At 64.5% G+C, this 15971-nt stretch carries 17 protein-coding genes; 9 read left to right on the top strand and 8 right to left on the bottom strand.

What is annotated here, in order from left to right; all coding sequences use genetic code 11:
- Nucleotides 1–45 precede the first annotated feature (45 nt).
- The 6 genes from fsa to AC0KW6_RS16185 all read left to right on the top strand — a co-directional run bounded on the left by fsa (nucleotide 46) and on the right by AC0KW6_RS16185 (nucleotide 3974).
- The gene (gene fsa / locus AC0KW6_RS16210; protein WP_323777826.1) at nucleotides 46–699 is read left to right on the top strand and encodes a fructose-6-phosphate aldolase; all 654 of its coding nucleotides are present in this window, start codon (nucleotides 46–48) and stop codon (nucleotides 697–699) included.
- 295 nt (nucleotides 700–994) lie between these two features.
- Nucleotides 995–1702 carry a DUF484 family protein gene (locus AC0KW6_RS16205; RefSeq protein WP_323777825.1) on the top strand — a complete coding sequence of 236 codons (708 nt, stop codon included), beginning with the start codon at nucleotides 995–997 and terminating at the stop codon, nucleotides 1700–1702.
- A complete protein-coding gene (locus tag AC0KW6_RS16200) occupies nucleotides 1699–2619 on the top strand; it encodes a tyrosine recombinase XerC (RefSeq protein ID WP_474035409.1) in 921 nt (306 codons plus the stop codon). The genes AC0KW6_RS16205 and AC0KW6_RS16200 overlap by 4 nt, the downstream gene beginning before the upstream one ends.
- Before the next feature lie 51 nt (nucleotides 2620–2670).
- Nucleotides 2671–2898: a GDCCVxC domain-containing (seleno)protein gene (locus AC0KW6_RS16195; RefSeq protein ID WP_323777821.1), complete on the top strand. Its 228-nt coding sequence runs from the start codon at nucleotides 2671–2673 to the stop codon at nucleotides 2896–2898.
- 113 nt (nucleotides 2899–3011) lie between these two features.
- Nucleotides 3012–3224 (top strand): hypothetical protein, encoded by a 213-nt coding sequence (locus AC0KW6_RS16190; protein WP_474035408.1) that lies wholly within the window; start codon nucleotides 3012–3014, stop codon nucleotides 3222–3224.
- Between the two features lie 39 nt (nucleotides 3225–3263).
- A complete protein-coding gene (locus AC0KW6_RS16185; RefSeq protein WP_323777819.1) occupies nucleotides 3264–3974 on the top strand; it encodes a CDP-alcohol phosphatidyltransferase family protein in 711 nt (236 codons plus the stop codon).
- A 111-nt stretch (nucleotides 3975–4085) separates the two neighbouring features.
- Here the strand turns inward: AC0KW6_RS16185 and AC0KW6_RS16180 are convergent, their stop codons facing one another.
- Nucleotides 4086–4538 (bottom strand): methylated-DNA--[protein]-cysteine S-methyltransferase, encoded by a 453-nt coding sequence (locus tag AC0KW6_RS16180; RefSeq protein ID WP_323777818.1) that lies wholly within the window; start codon nucleotides 4536–4538, stop codon nucleotides 4086–4088.
- A gap of 200 nt (nucleotides 4539–4738) precedes the next feature.
- Between AC0KW6_RS16180 and AC0KW6_RS16175 the strand changes: the two genes are divergently transcribed.
- Entirely contained in the window at nucleotides 4739–5122 is a 384-nt protein-coding gene (locus AC0KW6_RS16175) for a hypothetical protein (RefSeq protein ID WP_323777816.1), read from the top strand.
- A gap of 22 nt (nucleotides 5123–5144) precedes the next feature.
- Here the strand turns inward: AC0KW6_RS16175 and AC0KW6_RS16170 are convergent, their stop codons facing one another.
- From AC0KW6_RS16170 to ileS, 4 genes are all read right to left on the bottom strand, one after another.
- The gene (locus AC0KW6_RS16170) at nucleotides 5145–6182 is read right to left on the bottom strand and encodes an ABC transporter substrate-binding protein (RefSeq protein WP_474035407.1); all 1038 of its coding nucleotides are present in this window, start codon (nucleotides 6180–6182) and stop codon (nucleotides 5145–5147) included.
- A gap of 11 nt (nucleotides 6183–6193) precedes the next feature.
- Nucleotides 6194–7273 carry a peptidoglycan-binding protein LysM gene (locus AC0KW6_RS16165; RefSeq protein WP_474035406.1) on the bottom strand — a complete coding sequence of 360 codons (1080 nt, stop codon included), beginning with the start codon at nucleotides 7271–7273 and terminating at the stop codon, nucleotides 6194–6196.
- 136 nt (nucleotides 7274–7409) lie between these two features.
- Nucleotides 7410–8123, bottom strand: a complete 714-nt coding sequence (locus AC0KW6_RS16160; protein ID WP_474035405.1) for a hypothetical protein — start codon at nucleotides 8121–8123, stop codon at nucleotides 7410–7412.
- 231 nt (nucleotides 8124–8354) lie between these two features.
- The gene (gene ileS / locus AC0KW6_RS16155) at nucleotides 8355–11357 is read right to left on the bottom strand and encodes an isoleucine--tRNA ligase (protein WP_474035404.1); all 3003 of its coding nucleotides are present in this window, start codon (nucleotides 11355–11357) and stop codon (nucleotides 8355–8357) included.
- 269 nt (nucleotides 11358–11626) lie between these two features.
- Between ileS and AC0KW6_RS16150 the strand changes: the two genes are divergently transcribed.
- Nucleotides 11627–12049 carry a group III truncated hemoglobin gene (locus tag AC0KW6_RS16150; protein WP_474035403.1) on the top strand — a complete coding sequence of 141 codons (423 nt, stop codon included), beginning with the start codon at nucleotides 11627–11629 and terminating at the stop codon, nucleotides 12047–12049.
- 105 nt (nucleotides 12050–12154) lie between these two features.
- Here the strand turns inward: AC0KW6_RS16150 and AC0KW6_RS16145 are convergent, their stop codons facing one another.
- From AC0KW6_RS16145 to AC0KW6_RS16135, 3 genes are read right to left on the bottom strand one after another with little or no spacing between them, the layout of a single operon-like run.
- Complete coding sequence (locus AC0KW6_RS16145) at nucleotides 12155–13144, bottom strand: YcjF family protein (RefSeq protein WP_474035402.1); 990 nt, start codon at nucleotides 13142–13144, stop codon at nucleotides 12155–12157.
- Complete coding sequence (locus tag AC0KW6_RS16140) at nucleotides 13141–13596, bottom strand: GNAT family N-acetyltransferase (RefSeq protein ID WP_474035401.1); 456 nt, start codon at nucleotides 13594–13596, stop codon at nucleotides 13141–13143. The genes AC0KW6_RS16145 and AC0KW6_RS16140 overlap by 4 nt, the downstream gene beginning before the upstream one ends.
- Entirely contained in the window at nucleotides 13593–15008 is a 1416-nt protein-coding gene (locus AC0KW6_RS16135) for a YcjX family GTP-binding protein (RefSeq protein WP_474035400.1), read from the bottom strand. The genes AC0KW6_RS16140 and AC0KW6_RS16135 overlap by 4 nt, the downstream gene beginning before the upstream one ends.
- 112 nt (nucleotides 15009–15120) lie before the next feature.
- Here AC0KW6_RS16135 and truA point away from each other — a divergent pair, with 112 nt between their 5' ends.
- A complete protein-coding gene (gene truA, locus AC0KW6_RS16130; RefSeq protein WP_323777799.1) occupies nucleotides 15121–15888 on the top strand; it encodes a tRNA pseudouridine(38-40) synthase TruA in 768 nt (255 codons plus the stop codon).
- The last annotated feature ends 83 nt before the right edge of the window (nucleotides 15889–15971 follow it).

Raw genomic sequence — 15971 nt, 5'->3', positions numbered from 1 at the left:
TAAAGGCTGTGGCGACCGAGGCCAACCCATCCAAAGGACTGCCCCATGAAATTCTTCGTAGATACCGCCGAGATCGACGCGATTGCCGAGCTGAACGATCTGGGCATGGTGGACGGTGTCACCACCAACCCCTCGCTGATCAAGAAATCCGGCCGCGACATCATCGAAGTGACCAAGGAGATCTGCGATCTGGTCGATGGGCCGGTCTCTGCCGAGGTGACCGCAACCGACGCCGGAACCATGATCGCCGAAGGCCGCAAGCTGGTCGAGATCGCCGAGAACATCGCCGTCAAGGTGCCGCTGACCTGGGACGGTCTGAAAGCTTGCAAGACCCTCAGCGATGATGGCCATATGGTGAATGTGACCCTGTGCTTCTCTGCCAATCAGGCGCTGCTGGCGGCCAAGGCGGGCGCGACCTTCATCTCCCCCTTCATCGGGCGTCTGGATGACATCAACCTGGACGGCATGGAAGTGATCGAAGACATCCGCACCATCTATGACAACTACGGGTTTGAAACCCAGATCCTGGCGGCCTCGATCCGCTCGGTGAACCACGTACTGGACTCGGCCCGGATCGGCGCCGATGTGATCACCGCGCCGCCCGCCGTGATCAAATCGATGGTCAACCACCCGCTGACCGACAAAGGCCTGGATGCTTTCCTGGCCGATATCAAAGCGGCTGAAATCAAAATCCTCTGATTCTGCCTCGTGGACACAGAACAGAGAAAGGCGCCCCGGTTTCCGGGCGCCTTTTTTGTTCGCTGCTTTCTGTTTCAAAGATGCCTGCCATCGGCTGAGCACTCCCGCGCGCCCTGCGTTTCCCGGCTGGCACCGGACCGTGCGGGGGCTTGGGCCCGGCAGCGCGCCTGCAGCGGCGCTTGACGCCGCCGCGGCAATTTCCGCTGCCCCTGCATTTTTCCGCAGCAAAGCCCGGTTCCCATGTTATATACGGATCCAAACCCGTCAGAGGTCCGGAGCCGCAAGAGTTTCAATCATGAGCAGTTCAAGCAATTCAGCCAGCCTGGAAGACCAGTTGCGCGAGGCGATCCTCGCCAAACCCGATGCGGTGCTGGAGGACCAGCACCTGATGAATGCGCTTGTCGCCGCCAATGAGCGCGCGATGGGTTCCAACGTGGTCGACCTGCGCGGCATCGCGATGGAGCGGCTGGCGGCCCGGCTCGACCGGCTGGAAGACACCCACCGTTCGGTGATCGCCGCGGCCTATGACAACCTGGCCGGCACCAACCTGATCCACCGCGCCGTGCTGCGGCTGCTGGAGCCGCAGGACTTCGCCGCCTTCCTGGCCTGCCTGGAACAGGAAATGCCGGAGATCCTGCGGGTGCAGTCGCTGACGCTGGTGCTTGAGACCGCCCAGCCCGGCGGCGCCGAGATTGAACGCAAGTCCGGCGCCCTGAAGCTGTCAGGCCCCGGGTTCACCGAAAGCTATGCCGGCCAGCCCCGCAGCCAGCGCATTGTGACCCTGCGCCAGACCCAGGGCGGCAGCCCGCGTGTCTACGGCCCGAAAGCGGAGCGGATCCGCTCCGAGGCCTGCCTGATGCTGGACCTGGGCGAGGGCCGCCTGCCCGGCATGCTGGTAATGGGCTCGGAAGACCCGCATCAGTTCTCGCCGATGCAGGGCACCGATCTGCTGGCGTTTTTCGCCGGCGTCTTCGAACGCGCGATGCGCTGCTGGCTGTCATGACACTGATCTCCCCGGCCTGCCGCGACGCCCTGCAGCTTTGGCTGGAGCGTTTGGCCGGGCTGGAGGATGCCTCTGCCAACACGCTGAGCGCCTATCGCAGCGATGTCAGTGCTTTTCTGGTCTTTATGACAGCGCATTCCGGCGGCCCCCAGGGCCTGGGGGCGCTGGCCCGGATCACCACCGCTGATATGCGCGCCTGGATGGCGTCGGAGCGCGGCTCGGGCACCGGTGCGCGGTCGCTGGCGCGCAAGCTGTCGGCGGTGAAGAATTTCTACCGCTGGCTGGCGGAACGCGAAGGTTTTGAACCGGCCGCGGTGCTGCTGGCGCGCTCCCCCAAGTTCCAGAAGAAACTGCCCCGCCCGCTGGCGCCGGAGGCCGCCAAGGCGGTGCTGGAGACGGTGGAGCTGCAGTCGCAGCAGGATTGGGTTGCGGCGCGCGATGTGGCAGTGGTGACGCTGCTCTACGGCTGCGGGCTCAGGATCTCCGAAGCGCTGGGGCTGAAGGGCGGTGCCGCGCCGCTGCCGCCGGTGCTGCGCATTCTCGGCAAGGGCAGGAAAGAGCGGGTGGTGCCGGTACTGCCTGCCGCCCGCGATGCGGTGGCGCGCTATCTTGAGCTGTGCCCGCATCCGCAGGAGGCGGACGCGCCGCTGTTCCGCGGTGTGCGGGGCGGCGCGCTGAACCCGCGCCAGATCCAGGGGGTGATGGCCCGCACCCGCGCCCAGCTGGGCCTGCCCGCAACCGCAACCCCGCACGCCCTGCGCCACAGCTTTGCCACCCATCTCTTGGAGGCAGGCGGCGATTTGAGGGCGATTCAGGAATTGCTGGGGCACGCATCCCTGTCGACCACCCAGGCCTATACAGCGGTGGACACCACCCATCTGATGGAGGTCTACATGCGGGCGCACCCCAAGGCATGACTTGACCCCGGGGCCTGGCTGGCCTTTGCTGATCTCAGAAAGGTCTGCCGCATGTCTGCAACTGAACCCGGTTCCCCGGTCCTGATCAGCGTTCTCAGCTGTCCTTTTTGCGGGCATGAGACCGCGGAAGAAATGCCGCAGGACAGCTGTCAGTGGTTTCATGAATGCCCGGCCTGCCGCGCCTTGCTGCGGCCAAAACCCGGGGATTGCTGCGTTTTCTGTTCTTACGGCAGTGTCCCCTGCCCGCCGGTGCAGACCAGCGGCGCCTGCTGCGGCTAGCGCTGCGGCGCATCTGCATTGTTAAAATGCGCTCTATTTTCACGGCAGCGGGAAAGCTGCTGTTAAGGCGCTGCGGGCTTGATGGCAGACATTGATCCAGAAAGGATTCTGCCATGACCAGTTCCGGCTATTCAGCCTTGTTTGCCGATGGCGCCCCTGCCGCCCCTGCCCCGCCGCCCGGGACGCAACCCTGGGAGCGGACACGCGACCGGCCCTCCAGGGCGCCCTTCTCCCCGCCTGATATCACCGACCCCGTTCCTTTTGGCCAGCGGATGGCCCGTATCCAGTTCTTCAAAGGTACGGAATTCCGCCCAAAGCTGCATTGAACGCTTGCGGGATCGGGGCAAATTCGCCATCACGGGCGCATGACACCTCAGATCCGCGCCCTTTCCGTTCATCTGCTGACTGCAACCGGTGCCGTGTTCGCCATGCTGGCGATGCTGGCTGCGGCGGGTGCCAACTGGAGCCTGATGTTTGTCTGGCTTGTGGTTGCCTTTGCCGTTGACGGCGTGGATGGCCCGCTGGCGCGGCATTATCACGTCAAACGCTACTCGCCGGAATTCGACGGGGTGCTGCTGGACCTGATCATCGACTACCTGACCTATGTCTTCATTCCTGCCTTTGCGCTGTTCCAATCGGGGCTGATGGCGGGCTGGACCGGTTGGTTTGCGATCATCGTAATCACCTTTGGCAGCGCGATGTATTTCGCCGACACCAGGATGAAGACCAAGGACAATTCCTTTGCCGGCTTTCCCGGCTGCTGGAATATGCTGGTGCTGGTGATCTTTGCGCTGGAGCCGAGCCATTGGACCAGCCTGATCCTGGTGACGCTGCTGTCCGTGGCGATGTTCCTGCCGCTGAAATTCATTCATCCGGTGCGCACCGTGCGCTGGCGCAAGCTGTCATTGCCGATGGCGCTGGCCTGGACCTTCTTTGCCGGCTGGGCCGCCTGGGTTGATTTCCACCCCGCCAGCTGGGCGCATTGGGGGCTGGTGGTGACGTCGGTCTACCTGCTGTTTGTCGGCGTTGCCCAGCAGATCATTCCTGAACAGCGCCGCTCGGCGTCCCACCCGTGAGCCCGCAGCGCTGAGGGGCACAGCCCTTCTGCGCCCTTGCAGGGCGCATTCACTCCGGAGTATTTCAGGCCAGAAGGAAGCCGGACGCGGCTGCATGGATAATCTGAGCGGTCAGATCAGCAGGCTGGCGGCGCCCTCGTGTTTCAGAAGCGCGACTTTGGTTTCGACCCCGCCCGACCCGGAAAATCCGCCCAGGCCGGTTGCACTCAGCACCCGGTGGCAGGGAATGATCACCGGGATCGGGTTGCTGCCGCAGGCATTGCCAACCGGCTGCGGCGGCGCATTCAGCTCCCGGGCAATATCGCCATAAGTGCGGGTTTCCCCCAGAGGGATTGCCAGCATCGCATCGCAAACCCTTCGCTGGAAGTCCGATCCCTCCACCAGCAACGGCAGGTCGAACTCTGTCAGCCGGCCGGCAAAATACGCGCGCAGTTGCGCCAGGGCGTTGTCCAGCAGCGCCGATCGGCCGGTTGACTGCGCGGACCAGGCGAGCCGCACAATGGCGCCGTCGCGTTCCGTCACGCTGAGCGCCCCAACGGGTGTTTCGAGACTGTCTGAAACCATGATTATCCCTTTTCGCCCCTTGCATCGCACGCATCCCCGGCAGGACAGGCGCCAGCCGCAGGACCTCTGGCCTTGCTGCGTTCCGCCCGATGCCCGGCCGAAGGTATTAACGGCCCATTAACCAGTGTTGAGAAATCCCCACCACATTACATCAAATTATTATAAAGTAAGTTTCAAGAACGGTATTAAGGATGAGTTTAATGATTACTGCAGTTTCCAGCACAGCCAGCCTGTACAACACCATGAAACAGATGCAGGCCGCCTACCAGCGGCAGCCGGCAATCGCGGAAGCAGGCGGCCAGCAGGTGGATGCACCGCTGATCGCGGGCAGCACCCAGGGCCTGGCCCGCAGCATTACCCGCGAACAGGTGTTGAACGGTGAACGCCCGGATGCCTTGATCCCCCAGCACGTCGGCCCTGCCCGTGCGGCTGCCCGGACCGAGGCACTGGGGCTGAAACAATTGAACGGCCTCGACATGGCGGCCTATTACCTGGACCTGGCGAGCGGCTTTCAGGCAGGCCCGAAAACGGCCTCCGCCATGGCCGCCGAGGCCCGGTATCTGGAGGCCCGCAAGGCATTCTGATCCTGCAGGCCCGCCAATCGCATCACCGCAGCTGGGCCCAGAACAGCTCCAGGTGGCGCGACATGATGTCTTCAAACCGGCCGCTGTCGCGCAGCTTTTTCAACCCTGCATTGATCCGGTAAAGATGCGGGGTGCCGCGCCAGTGGCGTTTGGAAATCACCACGTGCAAGCCTTCCACGGAGAGCGGTTTTTCCAGCGGCAGCACCGTGTCGCGCAGACCTTCCCGGACGATGGTGCTGGCGCCCAGAAACAGGTTCACCGCCACCGCATCCACCTGGCGCCGGGACACCATGCGGAAACAGTCGGCCGGTGATTGCGGCTGCACCAGGGTGATCTTGCCCTCGTCCAGCCAGCGGCGGCCGGCGCGGTTCAAATCATGCGTGAAATAGCCCTTGGGGCGGCATAAGGTTCTGCCTTCGATATCCCTGTCTTCCCTAAAGGCAAACTGATCGTCCTGCCGCACAAACAGCATGATCGGCAGCGTCATCACCGGGTCCGAGAAGTGGAAATTCGCGCAGCGCTCATTGTCCGGCTCCGCCGCGCAATCCGGTTTGAGCCAGGGAAAACCCATATCGAATTCCTTTTGGTCCAGCATCGGAAACAGATGCCTGGACCAGTCATCCTCCCAGCTGATTGCGTAAGACACCGGCGAAGGCGCCAGTTCCAGCGCTGCATTGACCAGCTCGGTCACCATGCCCTGGCCCGGCAGCCCGCGGCCGGTAAAGGGGGCATAGCCGCCGCCGGTCAGCAGCGTCATCTCGGCCTGCTGCCTGCGCAGCGGGGTGGCGTCCGGTGCGCTCGCCTGCTTGATGCAGGGGATCTGCAGCTTGCGGCCCGGCACCACCGACGAGCCGGCCAGAACATCCTGGTTGCGGTAGTAAATCATGGTCCAGCGCTCGCGGTCGCCAAAATGGGTTTCAGCGATCGAAAACAGGTTGTCCCCCGGCTGCGCGACATATTCCACATCGCAGATCGCCAGGGCCGCCGAGGGCAGCAGCCCCAGCAGCAGCCCGAGGCCCAAGACATAGCCCGGCAGGCGGCGGCAGAATCTGCTCAGCATGCTTTTCCCCTTCAATATCCGGCCCAGACCCTGGCCATGTGATATTCGATGATCGCCTGATAGGTGCCGTTCTGGCGGATGCCGCGCAGCGACGCGTTGACCATCTCCATCAACTGCTGGGCCTTGGGGTGAGTCTTGTGGACAATCACATGCAGCGCCTGGATCGAAATCGGCTCCGGCACCGCATCAAAACGGTCCGACAGGCCCAGCTCCTTGATCTGCGCACGGCCGGTGAATTCGTTCATCACAACCGCATCCGCCTTGCCGTCCAGCACCATCGCGTAGCATTCGGCGGTGGTCAGCGGCTGCACCACCTCGACCTTGCCGTCGCGCAGCCAGTGGCGGCCCTGCTGTTCGAACAGATACGTCTCATAGCCCTGCGGACGGCAGAAGGTCTTGCCGAACAGGTCTTCGTCCTTGGTGAAGGCCAGGGGCCGCGCCTTGTCGGTGAACATCAGCACCAGAACTTCGAACATCGGATCCGAGAACAGGAAATTCTTGCAGCGCGGTTCTTCGGGACTGTTTTCGCAGTCCGGCTTGTACCAGGGAAATCCCGCGTTCAGCAGCGCGTTCGACAGCAACGGCTCTTCATGCGCCGTCCACAGGTCGACCCAATGCACGGCGTAGCCCTGCTCCGGATCGGCATGGCGCATTGCGGCATTCAGCACGTCGGTCATCATGCCGCCGTTGTGCAAGTCCCTGCCGGTGAAGGGGGCAAAGTCATCCGCGGTCAGCAGGTTGATGCGATGGCGTCCCTCGGCGCTGCCAAAGGCAATCCGCACCGGTCTGGCCTGCGCCGGCACGCTGGCTGAGATTTCCTTGCCGCCTACTAGGCCCAGAGGCAGGCCCTCAAGACAGGCCAGCGACAGGTTCATGCCGACACGCAAGGCACTTGGCTTGGGACCGATTGTATCAATGTTGCGGCTGTGAATCGCGCTCCATTTTCCCGCATCCTTGTACAGCTTGTCCGCGATCACCGACAGGCTGTCGCCCGGCTGCACGGCATAGACCCCGCCGCAGGTCCCGGCCGCAGCAGAATTGACTGCAAAGGCAAGCAGGCCCATGGCAGCGGCTGCAATGTTTTTCTTCATAGTCCCCCCGGGAAATAATCTGCACCGCAGCCGGTTCCGGTCTGCAGCACCCGTTGTTCTGGTTGTTATGTATGGTCCCTGGCCTGCTCCGGCACCCACCCCCGAAGGGCAAACAGGAACGGCCCCGGCGCAAAGATCAGTTGCCGACGAACAGGACCAGCAGCGTTGCCGTATCAACCCGCCCGTCAGCCCCGATCAGGCTGGCAGGCACGGTGATTTCCTTGCGCTCGTATGCCGCGTTCACCAGCTGGTCGATATAGGCACCGGACTGGCCCTGGGCCGCGGCGGTCAGCACCAACTTGTAGAGCGCTGTGCCTGCGGCCGGAACGACAGCTGCCGCCTGGGTCCGGCTTTCAGGATTTACCCGCTTGCTGCGCAGCGCGGCCAGGGTGCCGGCAGTCATGCGGGCGACCATGGCGTCTTCGCCGCCGGCGCCGTCCGCTGCCGTCCTTTGCAGGCCAGGCTGCTGAGCTGGTGCAGCCGGGTCTCCGCCGCTGAACTGGAAATACAATAGCATCGCCGCAGCCACTGCCAGGCCGGCTGCTGCCAGGCCCAGCTTAGGCAGCGTGCTGCCGCCCTCAGCCGGCACCGGCGCAAAGGGCTGCGGTTCCGGGGTAATCTTTTGCTCATCCGCCGCGGAACCGGCGGGTTTCGCCGCCATGACGGCTGCGGGTTTCGGCGAGGCAGGCTTTGCCCTCTCAACAGCAGGCTGCGGCACTGGCCCGGAGCGGACCGTAACCAGCCCGATTTTCATATTCGTTGGTGCCGACACCCCGTCAATCCGGATAGATGCACCGCGCGGCTTGCCCGGCACAGCCGCCCGCTGCACGTCCGCTTTCCGCTTCAGCATAAAATACTGCCCCCGCCCTATGCCTTAATAAATTTCGGCTGAAACCTTGCATTGAATTAACGATTTCTTAATGAATTGTGAAAAACCGGTCAACATCTAGGGGGTTTCAATTTGGCAATACACAAGGCTGCACACGGAAAAAGTGCGGAAAATGCCGCAAGAACAGCGCAGAAATGAAAGCGCCCGGCAATTAAGCCGGGCGCCAAACACACTCAAAAGCTGAATGCCGGGTTATCCCAGCGCGCTGTCGCAACGGCCGCAGACCCCGTCATGGGCGTGATTGCCCACATCGGGGAGGATCTTCCAGCAGCGCTGGCACTTGCCGCCTTCGGCCTTTTCGAACACCACCGAGACGCCATCCACTTCCGGCATCCTGAAGGCCTCGGCCGGGGCCGGATCGCTCGTCAGCAGGATGTCCGAGGTGATGCAGACATCGGCGAAGTTCACCGAATTCAGCGCCTTCAGCGCTTCGCTGTCGCGTACATGCACCACCGGCGCGGCTTCCAGCGAGGCGCCGATCACCTTGTCGGTGCGCTGCACCTCCAGCGCGGCTGTCACCACCCGGCGGGCCTGGCGGATCTTGGACCATTTCGCCGCCAGCGCCTCATTCAGCCAGCCGGCGGGGGTGCTGGGAATATCCTGCAGGTGGATTGAGCTGCCCGCGCCCGGATACTTCTCCAGCCAGACCTCTTCCATGGTGAACACCAGCACCGGTGCCAGCCAGGTGGTCAGGCGGTGGAACAGGATATCCAGCACGGTGCGCGCAGCACGGGCGTTCAGCGTGTCGCCGTCGCAATACAGCGCATCCTTGCGGACGTCGAAGTAGAAGGCCGACAGATCCACGGTGGCAAAGTTGAACACCGCCGAGAACACACCCTGAAAATCAAAGGTCTGATAGCCGCTGCGCACCTTGCTGTCCAGCTCGGCCAGCCGGTGCAGAACCCATTGCTCCAGCTCCGGCATATCCGCCGGCTCCACGCGCTGATCTTCGGTGAAATCGCTCAAGCTGCCCAGCAGGAAGCGCATGGTGTTGCGCAGGCGGCGGTAGCTGTCGGCGGTGCCTTTCAGGATCTCCGGCCCGATCCGCTGGTCTGCGGTGTAATCGGTCTGAGCCACCCACAGGCGCAGGATATCGGCGCCGTACTGTTTGATGACCTCTTCCGGCACGATGGTGTTGCCCAGCGATTTGGACATTTTCATGCCCTTCTCGTCGAGCGTGAACCCATGTGTCACCACATTGCGGTACGGCGCGCGCCCCTTGGTGCCGCAGGCCTGCAGCAGCGAGGAGTGGAACCAGCCGCGGTGCTGGTCGGTGCCTTCCATGTAGACGTCGGCAATGCCGTCCTCGGTGCCGTCCTCGCGGTCGCGCAGCACAAAGGCATGGGTCGAACCGCTATCGAACCACACGTCCAGCACATCGAACACCTGATCATAGGCGTCCGCATCAACGATGCCGTCCAGCACCTTGGCCTTGAAGCCCTCCTGATACCAGACGTCCGCGCCATGGGCGTCGAACTCGGCGACGATGCGCTTGTTCACCTCGTCATTGCGCAACAGGAAGTCCGCATCGGTGGGCAGAGCGCCTTTTTTGGTGAAGCAGGTGAGCGGCACGCCCCAGGCGCGCTGGCGGCTCAACACCCAGTCGGGGCGGCTTTCGATCATCGAATGCAGGCGGTTGCGGCCGGTTTGCGGCCACCATTTCACCAGCTCGTCGATCGAACGCAGCGCGCGTTCGCGGATGCTGGTGCCCATCTCATCCATGCCGTCGTCCAGCTGACGGTCGACAGAAGCAAACCACTGCGGCGTGTTGCGGTAGATGATCGGCGCCTTGGAGCGCCAGGAATGCGGGTAGCTGTGCTTGATCTTGCCGCGCGCCAGCAGGCCGCCGACCTCGGCCAGCTTGTCGATCACCGCCTTGTTGGCATCGCCCTCGCCGCCCTTGCGGTTGAGGATGTATTTGCCGCCGAAGAACGGCAGATCGGCGCGGAATCCGCCATCGTCCATCACGTTGTAAGTGATGACCTGCTCCAGCATTCCCAGATCCCGGTAAAGCTCGAATTCCTCCATCCCGTGCGACGGCGCGCAGTGAACAAAGCCGGTGCCTTCGGTGTCGGTCACGAAGGGGGCCGCACGGAAATCGCGGATCCCGTCCCATTCACCGCCCGCGCCTTCGGCGCCTGCCAGCGGATGCTTCAGCGACAGGCTGGACAGTTCCTCGGCCGAGACCCCGCGCAGGCGGGTGTATTGATCCTCGCCCAGGCGGGCGCGCTTGAACACGTCAGCGGCCAGGTTGTCGGCCAGCAGGAAACGCTCGCCGGTGCTGGCCCAGCATTCCTCCGGCGTGCCGGTGACCTCGTACAGGCCATAGGCAATCTCGGCGCCGTAGACCACCGCCTTGTTCGACGGGATGGTCCAGGGGGTGGTGGTCCAGATCACCACATGGGCGCCTTCCAGATCCTGCGCCACCAGCGCGGAATCCGCGCCGGCAAAATCGGCATCCTCGCCATCCGCGGGAACAAAGCCGCCGGCCTCGGCGACCTTGAATTTCACCCAGATGGTGAAGCTTTCCTTGTCGTGATACTCAACCTCGGCTTCGGCCAGCGCGGTTTTCTCGACCGGCGACCACATCACGGGTTTCGAGCCCTGATACAGCGTGCCGTTCATCAGGAATTTCATGAACTCATCCGCGATCACCGCCTCGGCGTGGTAGTTCATGGTCAGATAGGGATTATCCCAGTTGCCGGTGATGCCGATCCGTTTGAACTCTTCGCGCTGGACATCGACCCAGCTGTCGGCAAAGGCGCGGCATTCCTGGCGGAATTCCACCACCGGCACCGCGTCCTTGTTCTTGCCCTTCTTGCGGTACTGCTCCTCGATCTTCCATTCGATCGGCAGGCCGTGGCAGTCCCAGCCCGGCACATAGCGCGCGTCAAAGCCCATCATCTGATGCGAGCGCACGATCATGTCCTTGATAGTCTTGTTCAGCGCGTGGCCGATGTGCAGGTGGCCGTTGGCATAGGGCGGGCCGTCATGCAGGGTGAAGGGCTTGCGCGCGCCGTCAGTGCCCTTGGCCGCGGCGGCCTTCTCGCGCAAGCGGTCATAGACCCCGATCTCCGCCCAGCGTTCCAGCCAGGCAGGCTCCCGCTTGGGCAGGCCCGCACGCATTGGAAAGGCGGTCTTGGGCAGGTTCAGGGTGTCTTTGTAGTCAGGCGTCTGAGGCGTGTCGGCGCACATCGGGGGCGTCCTTTGGATGATCAAGGCTGGAAATCGGGATATTCGGTTCGGCGCGATGGCTCAAGCGCCTTTGCCCGGCGGCTCGATGGTTTCAGAGCGCCGGGGATATAATTCGAATAATGATGGCCGCGAATAGGGACATGAAGTGCCTTATAGGATGGTCCCGCCAAAGGGTAAAGCGGTGAGATGCGGCAGATACGCCCGCCCCCCCTTCCGCATGGGGCCTGCTGTGTCTATCTATCAGCCGGACCCAGCAGAGCGGAGCCCCCATGACCAACACCGAAACGCAAGTTCCGCTGGCGCGGTTCGACATCAGCGCCGGCGAGATCGCCCGCGTTGTTGCCGTCTTCTACGCCCGGGTGCGGTCCCACGACGTGCTCGGCCCGGTGTTTGCCGCCCATGTTGCGGACTGGCCGGAGCATGAGGAGAAAATCGCCGGCTTCTGGCGCAATGCGATCCTGCGGGAGAAAAGCTACAGCGGCAATCCGATGCGCGAGCATGTCAGCCGCCCGGACGTGAAAGCAGAGCATTTCCCGCTATGGCTCGGTCTGTTCCACGATGTTCTGCGGACCGAGCTGCCGGAGCGGACCGCGCTGCAGTGGGGGGCCTTGGCCGACCGCATCGGCGAGGGCTTCCGCACCGGTATCGTAGCGATGCGCCAGCCGAAGGACCAGCCGCCCAAACTGTTCTGAGCGCGGCCTGCCGGATGCTCCCGCGCCTGCAGGAGCCCTGGCCCGGCCAGACCGCCCAGGCAGGCTTGGGCGCGGCTCATGCTGTGCATGAGCCTGGCGCGCTGCTTATCCGGCCTTGGAGAACAGCCCGGTCAGCGCCCGCTGCACCACCTTGCGGGTGCTGGGCTTATGCTGCGCAGAAAACGGCATCGGGCGGCAGACCTCCATGGCAGCAATCCCCACCCTGGCTGACAATGCGCCATTCACCAGCCCCTCTCCGAAACGGCGGGAGAGTTTCGACAGCACCGAGCCGCCCAGCACCGGCTCCAGCAGATCATCGCCTGCGGCCACGGCCCCGGTGGCCGCCAGATGCGCCAGCACCGCCCGGGTCAGCCGCCAGGAACTGAAGAACCCGGGCCGGCCGCCGTAGATCCCTGCCACCCGGCGGATCATGCGCAGCGAGGAAACCAGTGCCGCCGCCACATCTGCCAGCGCCATCGGAACCAGCGCCGTGACCGTGGCAACCTGCCGGGCGGCGGCTTCGACCTCGCGCAGCGCCAGCGCATCCAGCGGCACCAGCAGTTCCTCCTCTGCCAGCAGCAGCAGGGCGTCGCCGTCCATCACCTCGGCCTGGCGCTCTGCCAGCCGGGCCAGCTGCCAGGCCAGATCCTCGCGGCCCTTGTAAAACCCCTCCAGCCGGGCGGTGAAGCCGCGGGCGGCGGACAGGTCCGCTGCCGCCTCGGCCTGTTGCCGCAGCGTATCGACGCGCCGCAGCCGGGACAGCGCCGCCAGTTCGCGCAGGGCCATCGCAAAAGCCAGCAGCAGAAGAACCGCCAGCCCGGCACTGACTGCCCAGCCCAGCAGCGGAACCCGTGCGATCAGCCCAGCCGCAAAATCCCAAGCGGCAACCGAAGCCATGGCGCCAACGACCGCAACCAGCAGCACCCAGAACCAGCGTGCCAGCCGCGAGGGGCGGCGGGCGGCAATCCGGGCCGCCTGTTCCATTGCCGGCGGCCCGGCTGCGGCGGCCTGCGGCTCGGGCACCGGCGGCGCCTCGGTCACCGAAGGGGCATCCGTCTCGCCCACGAGGTCAATCAGAACCGGCTTGCTGCTCATGCCACCGCCTCCTGGCAGCTGCGCCATTCATAGGTGATGGCCGGCAGGCCTTCCTCATTGCTTGCGCCATCGCCGCGGCCGGTTTCGGTAAAGCCTTGCCGCTGATAAAACCGCTGTGCGCGGGCATTGGCGGCAAAGGTGTGGAGCACGAGCCGCGGGGCGGCAGCCTTGGCGGCATCCAGAAGCGCCTTGCCTGCCCCCTGCCCGCAGGCACCCTGCGCCAGGTAAAGCGCGCAGACCTCGGCGCCGTCACGGGCCAGGAAGCCCAGCACGCGTCTGCCCCGCACCGCCACAGTGACCCAGCCGCGGTCGATCATCAGGCCGCAGAAGGCAACTGCCTCGGCGGATGTGTACAGCTTCGGCATCCATTCGGTGTCCTGTTGGAAACGGTAGAGGATCTCCCCCGCCGAACCGGCATCAAGGGGCGTTGCTGCGCGCAAGACGAGGGTCACAAGGCATCTCCGATCAGGAATTCGGCAGCGCGGTCGAGGCGGATATGCGGCGGACCGCTGCCGTGTTTCAGAGTAAGCGGAACCGGCGCAAAAGCCATTGCCTGATAATCACACTCCAGCCAGCGGTCCGCCCCTTGGCGCGCAGGTGCCAGCAGGTGCGCGGGGTCTTCGGGCAACGCCCCGGGGTAAAACGCCGCCTGCTTGCCGCTGTCCAGCAGGGTGCCGCGCACGCAGGGCAGCTCAGTGCCGTTATGAGTGCGCATTTCCTCTGTCGTGGTCCGCAAAGAGGCCATCGCAAGGGCTGCGGTTTCTGCGCCTGCAAAACGGGCACGGTCCTGTGCTTCGCGGGTCAGCGCCTCTATGATTGCAGCCATACGGGCGTGCTGAGCGTGGTGCAGATGGTCAGCCTTGGTGGCGGCAAACAGGATCTTCTCCACCCGTTTCCCGCCCAAGAGCCTGGTCAGAAAACGGTTGCGGCCCGGTTTGAACGCGCTGAGGATATCCGCCATCGCATGGCGCAGGTCCTCCACCGCCTGCGGGCCGGAATGGATCGCCGACAGCGCATCCACCAGCACCACCTGCCGGTCGATGCGGGCAAAGTGGTCGCGGAAGAAAGGTTTGACGACCTTGGACTTATAGGCTTCGTACCGCCGTTCCATCTCGCGCCAGAGACTGCCGCGCGGGGCGGCGGGTTCCGGCGGGAGCGGCGCAAAGGTGAGAACCGGCGATCCCTCCAGGTCGCCGGGCAGCAGGAAGCGGCCCGGGGTGCAGTCATAGAAACCGGCGGCGCGGGCGGCGGTCAGGTACGCGGTGTAGGCCCCGGCCAGCGCCTGCGCCTGCGGCTCGTCATGCGTCCCCGCGGGGACAGCCTTGGATTTCTCCGACAGGAACCGTTCAGCCTGGGGCCGGCTGGCGATGCGCGGCAGCACATCGGCGGACCATTCGGCATAGGATTTGTCCAGCAGAGCAAGGTCCAGGAGCCACTCGCCCGGATAGTCGACGATATCCAGATGCAGCGTGCGCGGCCCCTGCAGCCCCGATATCAAGCCGGCGGGCCGCACCTTCAGGCTGAGACGCAGCTCGGACACCGCCCTTGTGCTGTCCGGCCAACGGGGTGACGGCCCGGTCAGGGCCGCGAGGTGGTTTTCATAGTCAAACCGCGGCACGGTGTCGTCAGGCTGGGGCTGCAGAAAGGCGGTCTCAATCCGTCCGTCGCGGGCCGCATTCAGCTGCAGCATCCGGCCCCGGTCCAGCAGATTGGCCACCAGAGAAGTGATGAACACGGTCTTGCCGGAGCGCGCCAATCCGGTCACGCCCAGCCGCAAGGGCCGGCCGAACAGCGCCGATGACAGGCCGCTGGCGACGTTCTCCACACCGTTCATCACCCCATCTGCAAGGGAGGTTATCACCAAGGCCCTGATCCTGCTCTGTTCTTGCTGCTGTCAAGATAGGCAGCCTGCCTGCGGGTTACCAGAGCGCACGCGGGGCTTGCCCCGGCTGTGTTGCGTTGCTACTTGCCCGCTTATGCCGCGTTTTGCTTTGAAAGTCGAATACCACGGGAAGCCTTTTGCCGGCTGGCAAAGGCAGAAGGATCAGCCCTCCGTCCAGGGGGCGATCGAGGCTGCGCTGGCGCGGCTGGAACCGGGGGAGCACACGATTGCCGCCGCCGGGCGCACCGACACCGGTGTGCATGGGCTGGGACAGGTGGCGCATTGCGACATGGCCAAGGACTGGGACCCGTTCCGCCTGTCAGAGGCGCTGAATTACCATCTGAAACCCGATCCGGTGGCGATCGTGGACTGCGCGCGGGTCGATGACGGCTGGCACGCGCGGTTCTCGGCGGTGGAGCGGCAGTATCTGTTCCGCATCCTGATCCGCCGCGCGCCCGCCACCCATGACGCGGGCCAGGTCTGGCAGCTGAGCCATGATCTGGATGCCAACACCATGCAGGAAGCCGCCAGCCACCTGGTCGGCAACCATGATTTCACCACCTTCCGCTCCTCGATCTGCCAGGCGGCCAGCCCGGTCAAGACGCTGGACGAGCTGCGGGTTGAGCGGGTGCAGGGGTTTTCCGGGCCGGAGATCCATTTCCACGTGCGCGCCCGCAGCTTTCTGCACAACCAGGTGCGCAGCTTTGTCGGCACGCTGGAGCGGGCCGGTGCCGGCGCCTGGGAACCTGCGGATGTGAAGGCCGCGCTGGACGCCCGCGACCGCGCCGCCTGCGGACCGGTCTGCCCCGGCCACGGGCTGTATCTGGCGCGGGTCGGCTACCCCGACGACCCTTTTGCCTGACCCGGCTCTTGCATCCCGCAGGGCGCTGCACATACTGAACCCCGACAATGCGCCAGAGGGCACAACCAGCCCCCTGCCCGCCC

This window comes from Leisingera sp. SA215, assembly GCF_055902035.1.
Note: the sequence above shows the minus strand (reverse complement) of the source record. Positions and strands in the feature narration are given on the sequence as shown.

Excerpts from the sequence above, each read along its gene's own strand:
- fsa (WP_323777826.1), top strand. The coding sequence starts at position 46 with ATGAAATTCTTCGTAGATACCGCCGAGATCGACGCGATTGCCGAGCTG.
- AC0KW6_RS16205 (WP_323777825.1), top strand. The coding sequence starts at position 995 with ATGAGCAGTTCAAGCAATTCAGCCAGCCTGGAAGACCAGTTGCGCGAG.
- AC0KW6_RS16200 (WP_474035409.1), top strand. The coding sequence starts at position 1,699 with ATGACACTGATCTCCCCGGCCTGCCGCGACGCCCTGCAGCTTTGGCTG.
- AC0KW6_RS16195 (WP_323777821.1), top strand. The coding sequence starts at position 2,671 with ATGTCTGCAACTGAACCCGGTTCCCCGGTCCTGATCAGCGTTCTCAGC.
- AC0KW6_RS16190 (WP_474035408.1), top strand. The coding sequence starts at position 3,012 with ATGACCAGTTCCGGCTATTCAGCCTTGTTTGCCGATGGCGCCCCTGCC.
- AC0KW6_RS16185 (WP_323777819.1), top strand. The coding sequence starts at position 3,264 with ATGACACCTCAGATCCGCGCCCTTTCCGTTCATCTGCTGACTGCAACC.
- AC0KW6_RS16180 (WP_323777818.1), bottom strand. The coding sequence starts at position 4,538 with ATGGTTTCAGACAGTCTCGAAACACCCGTTGGGGCGCTCAGCGTGACG.
- AC0KW6_RS16175 (WP_323777816.1), top strand. The coding sequence starts at position 4,739 with ATGATTACTGCAGTTTCCAGCACAGCCAGCCTGTACAACACCATGAAA.
- AC0KW6_RS16170 (WP_474035407.1), bottom strand. The coding sequence starts at position 6,182 with ATGCTGAGCAGATTCTGCCGCCGCCTGCCGGGCTATGTCTTGGGCCTC.
- AC0KW6_RS16165 (WP_474035406.1), bottom strand. The coding sequence starts at position 7,273 with ATGAAGAAAAACATTGCAGCCGCTGCCATGGGCCTGCTTGCCTTTGCA.
- AC0KW6_RS16160 (WP_474035405.1), bottom strand. The coding sequence starts at position 8,123 with ATGCTGAAGCGGAAAGCGGACGTGCAGCGGGCGGCTGTGCCGGGCAAG.
- ileS (WP_474035404.1), bottom strand. The coding sequence starts at position 11,357 with ATGTGCGCCGACACGCCTCAGACGCCTGACTACAAAGACACCCTGAAC.
- AC0KW6_RS16150 (WP_474035403.1), top strand. The coding sequence starts at position 11,627 with ATGACCAACACCGAAACGCAAGTTCCGCTGGCGCGGTTCGACATCAGC.
- AC0KW6_RS16145 (WP_474035402.1), bottom strand. The coding sequence starts at position 13,144 with ATGAGCAGCAAGCCGGTTCTGATTGACCTCGTGGGCGAGACGGATGCC.
- truA (WP_323777799.1), top strand. The coding sequence starts at position 15,121 with ATGCCGCGTTTTGCTTTGAAAGTCGAATACCACGGGAAGCCTTTTGCC.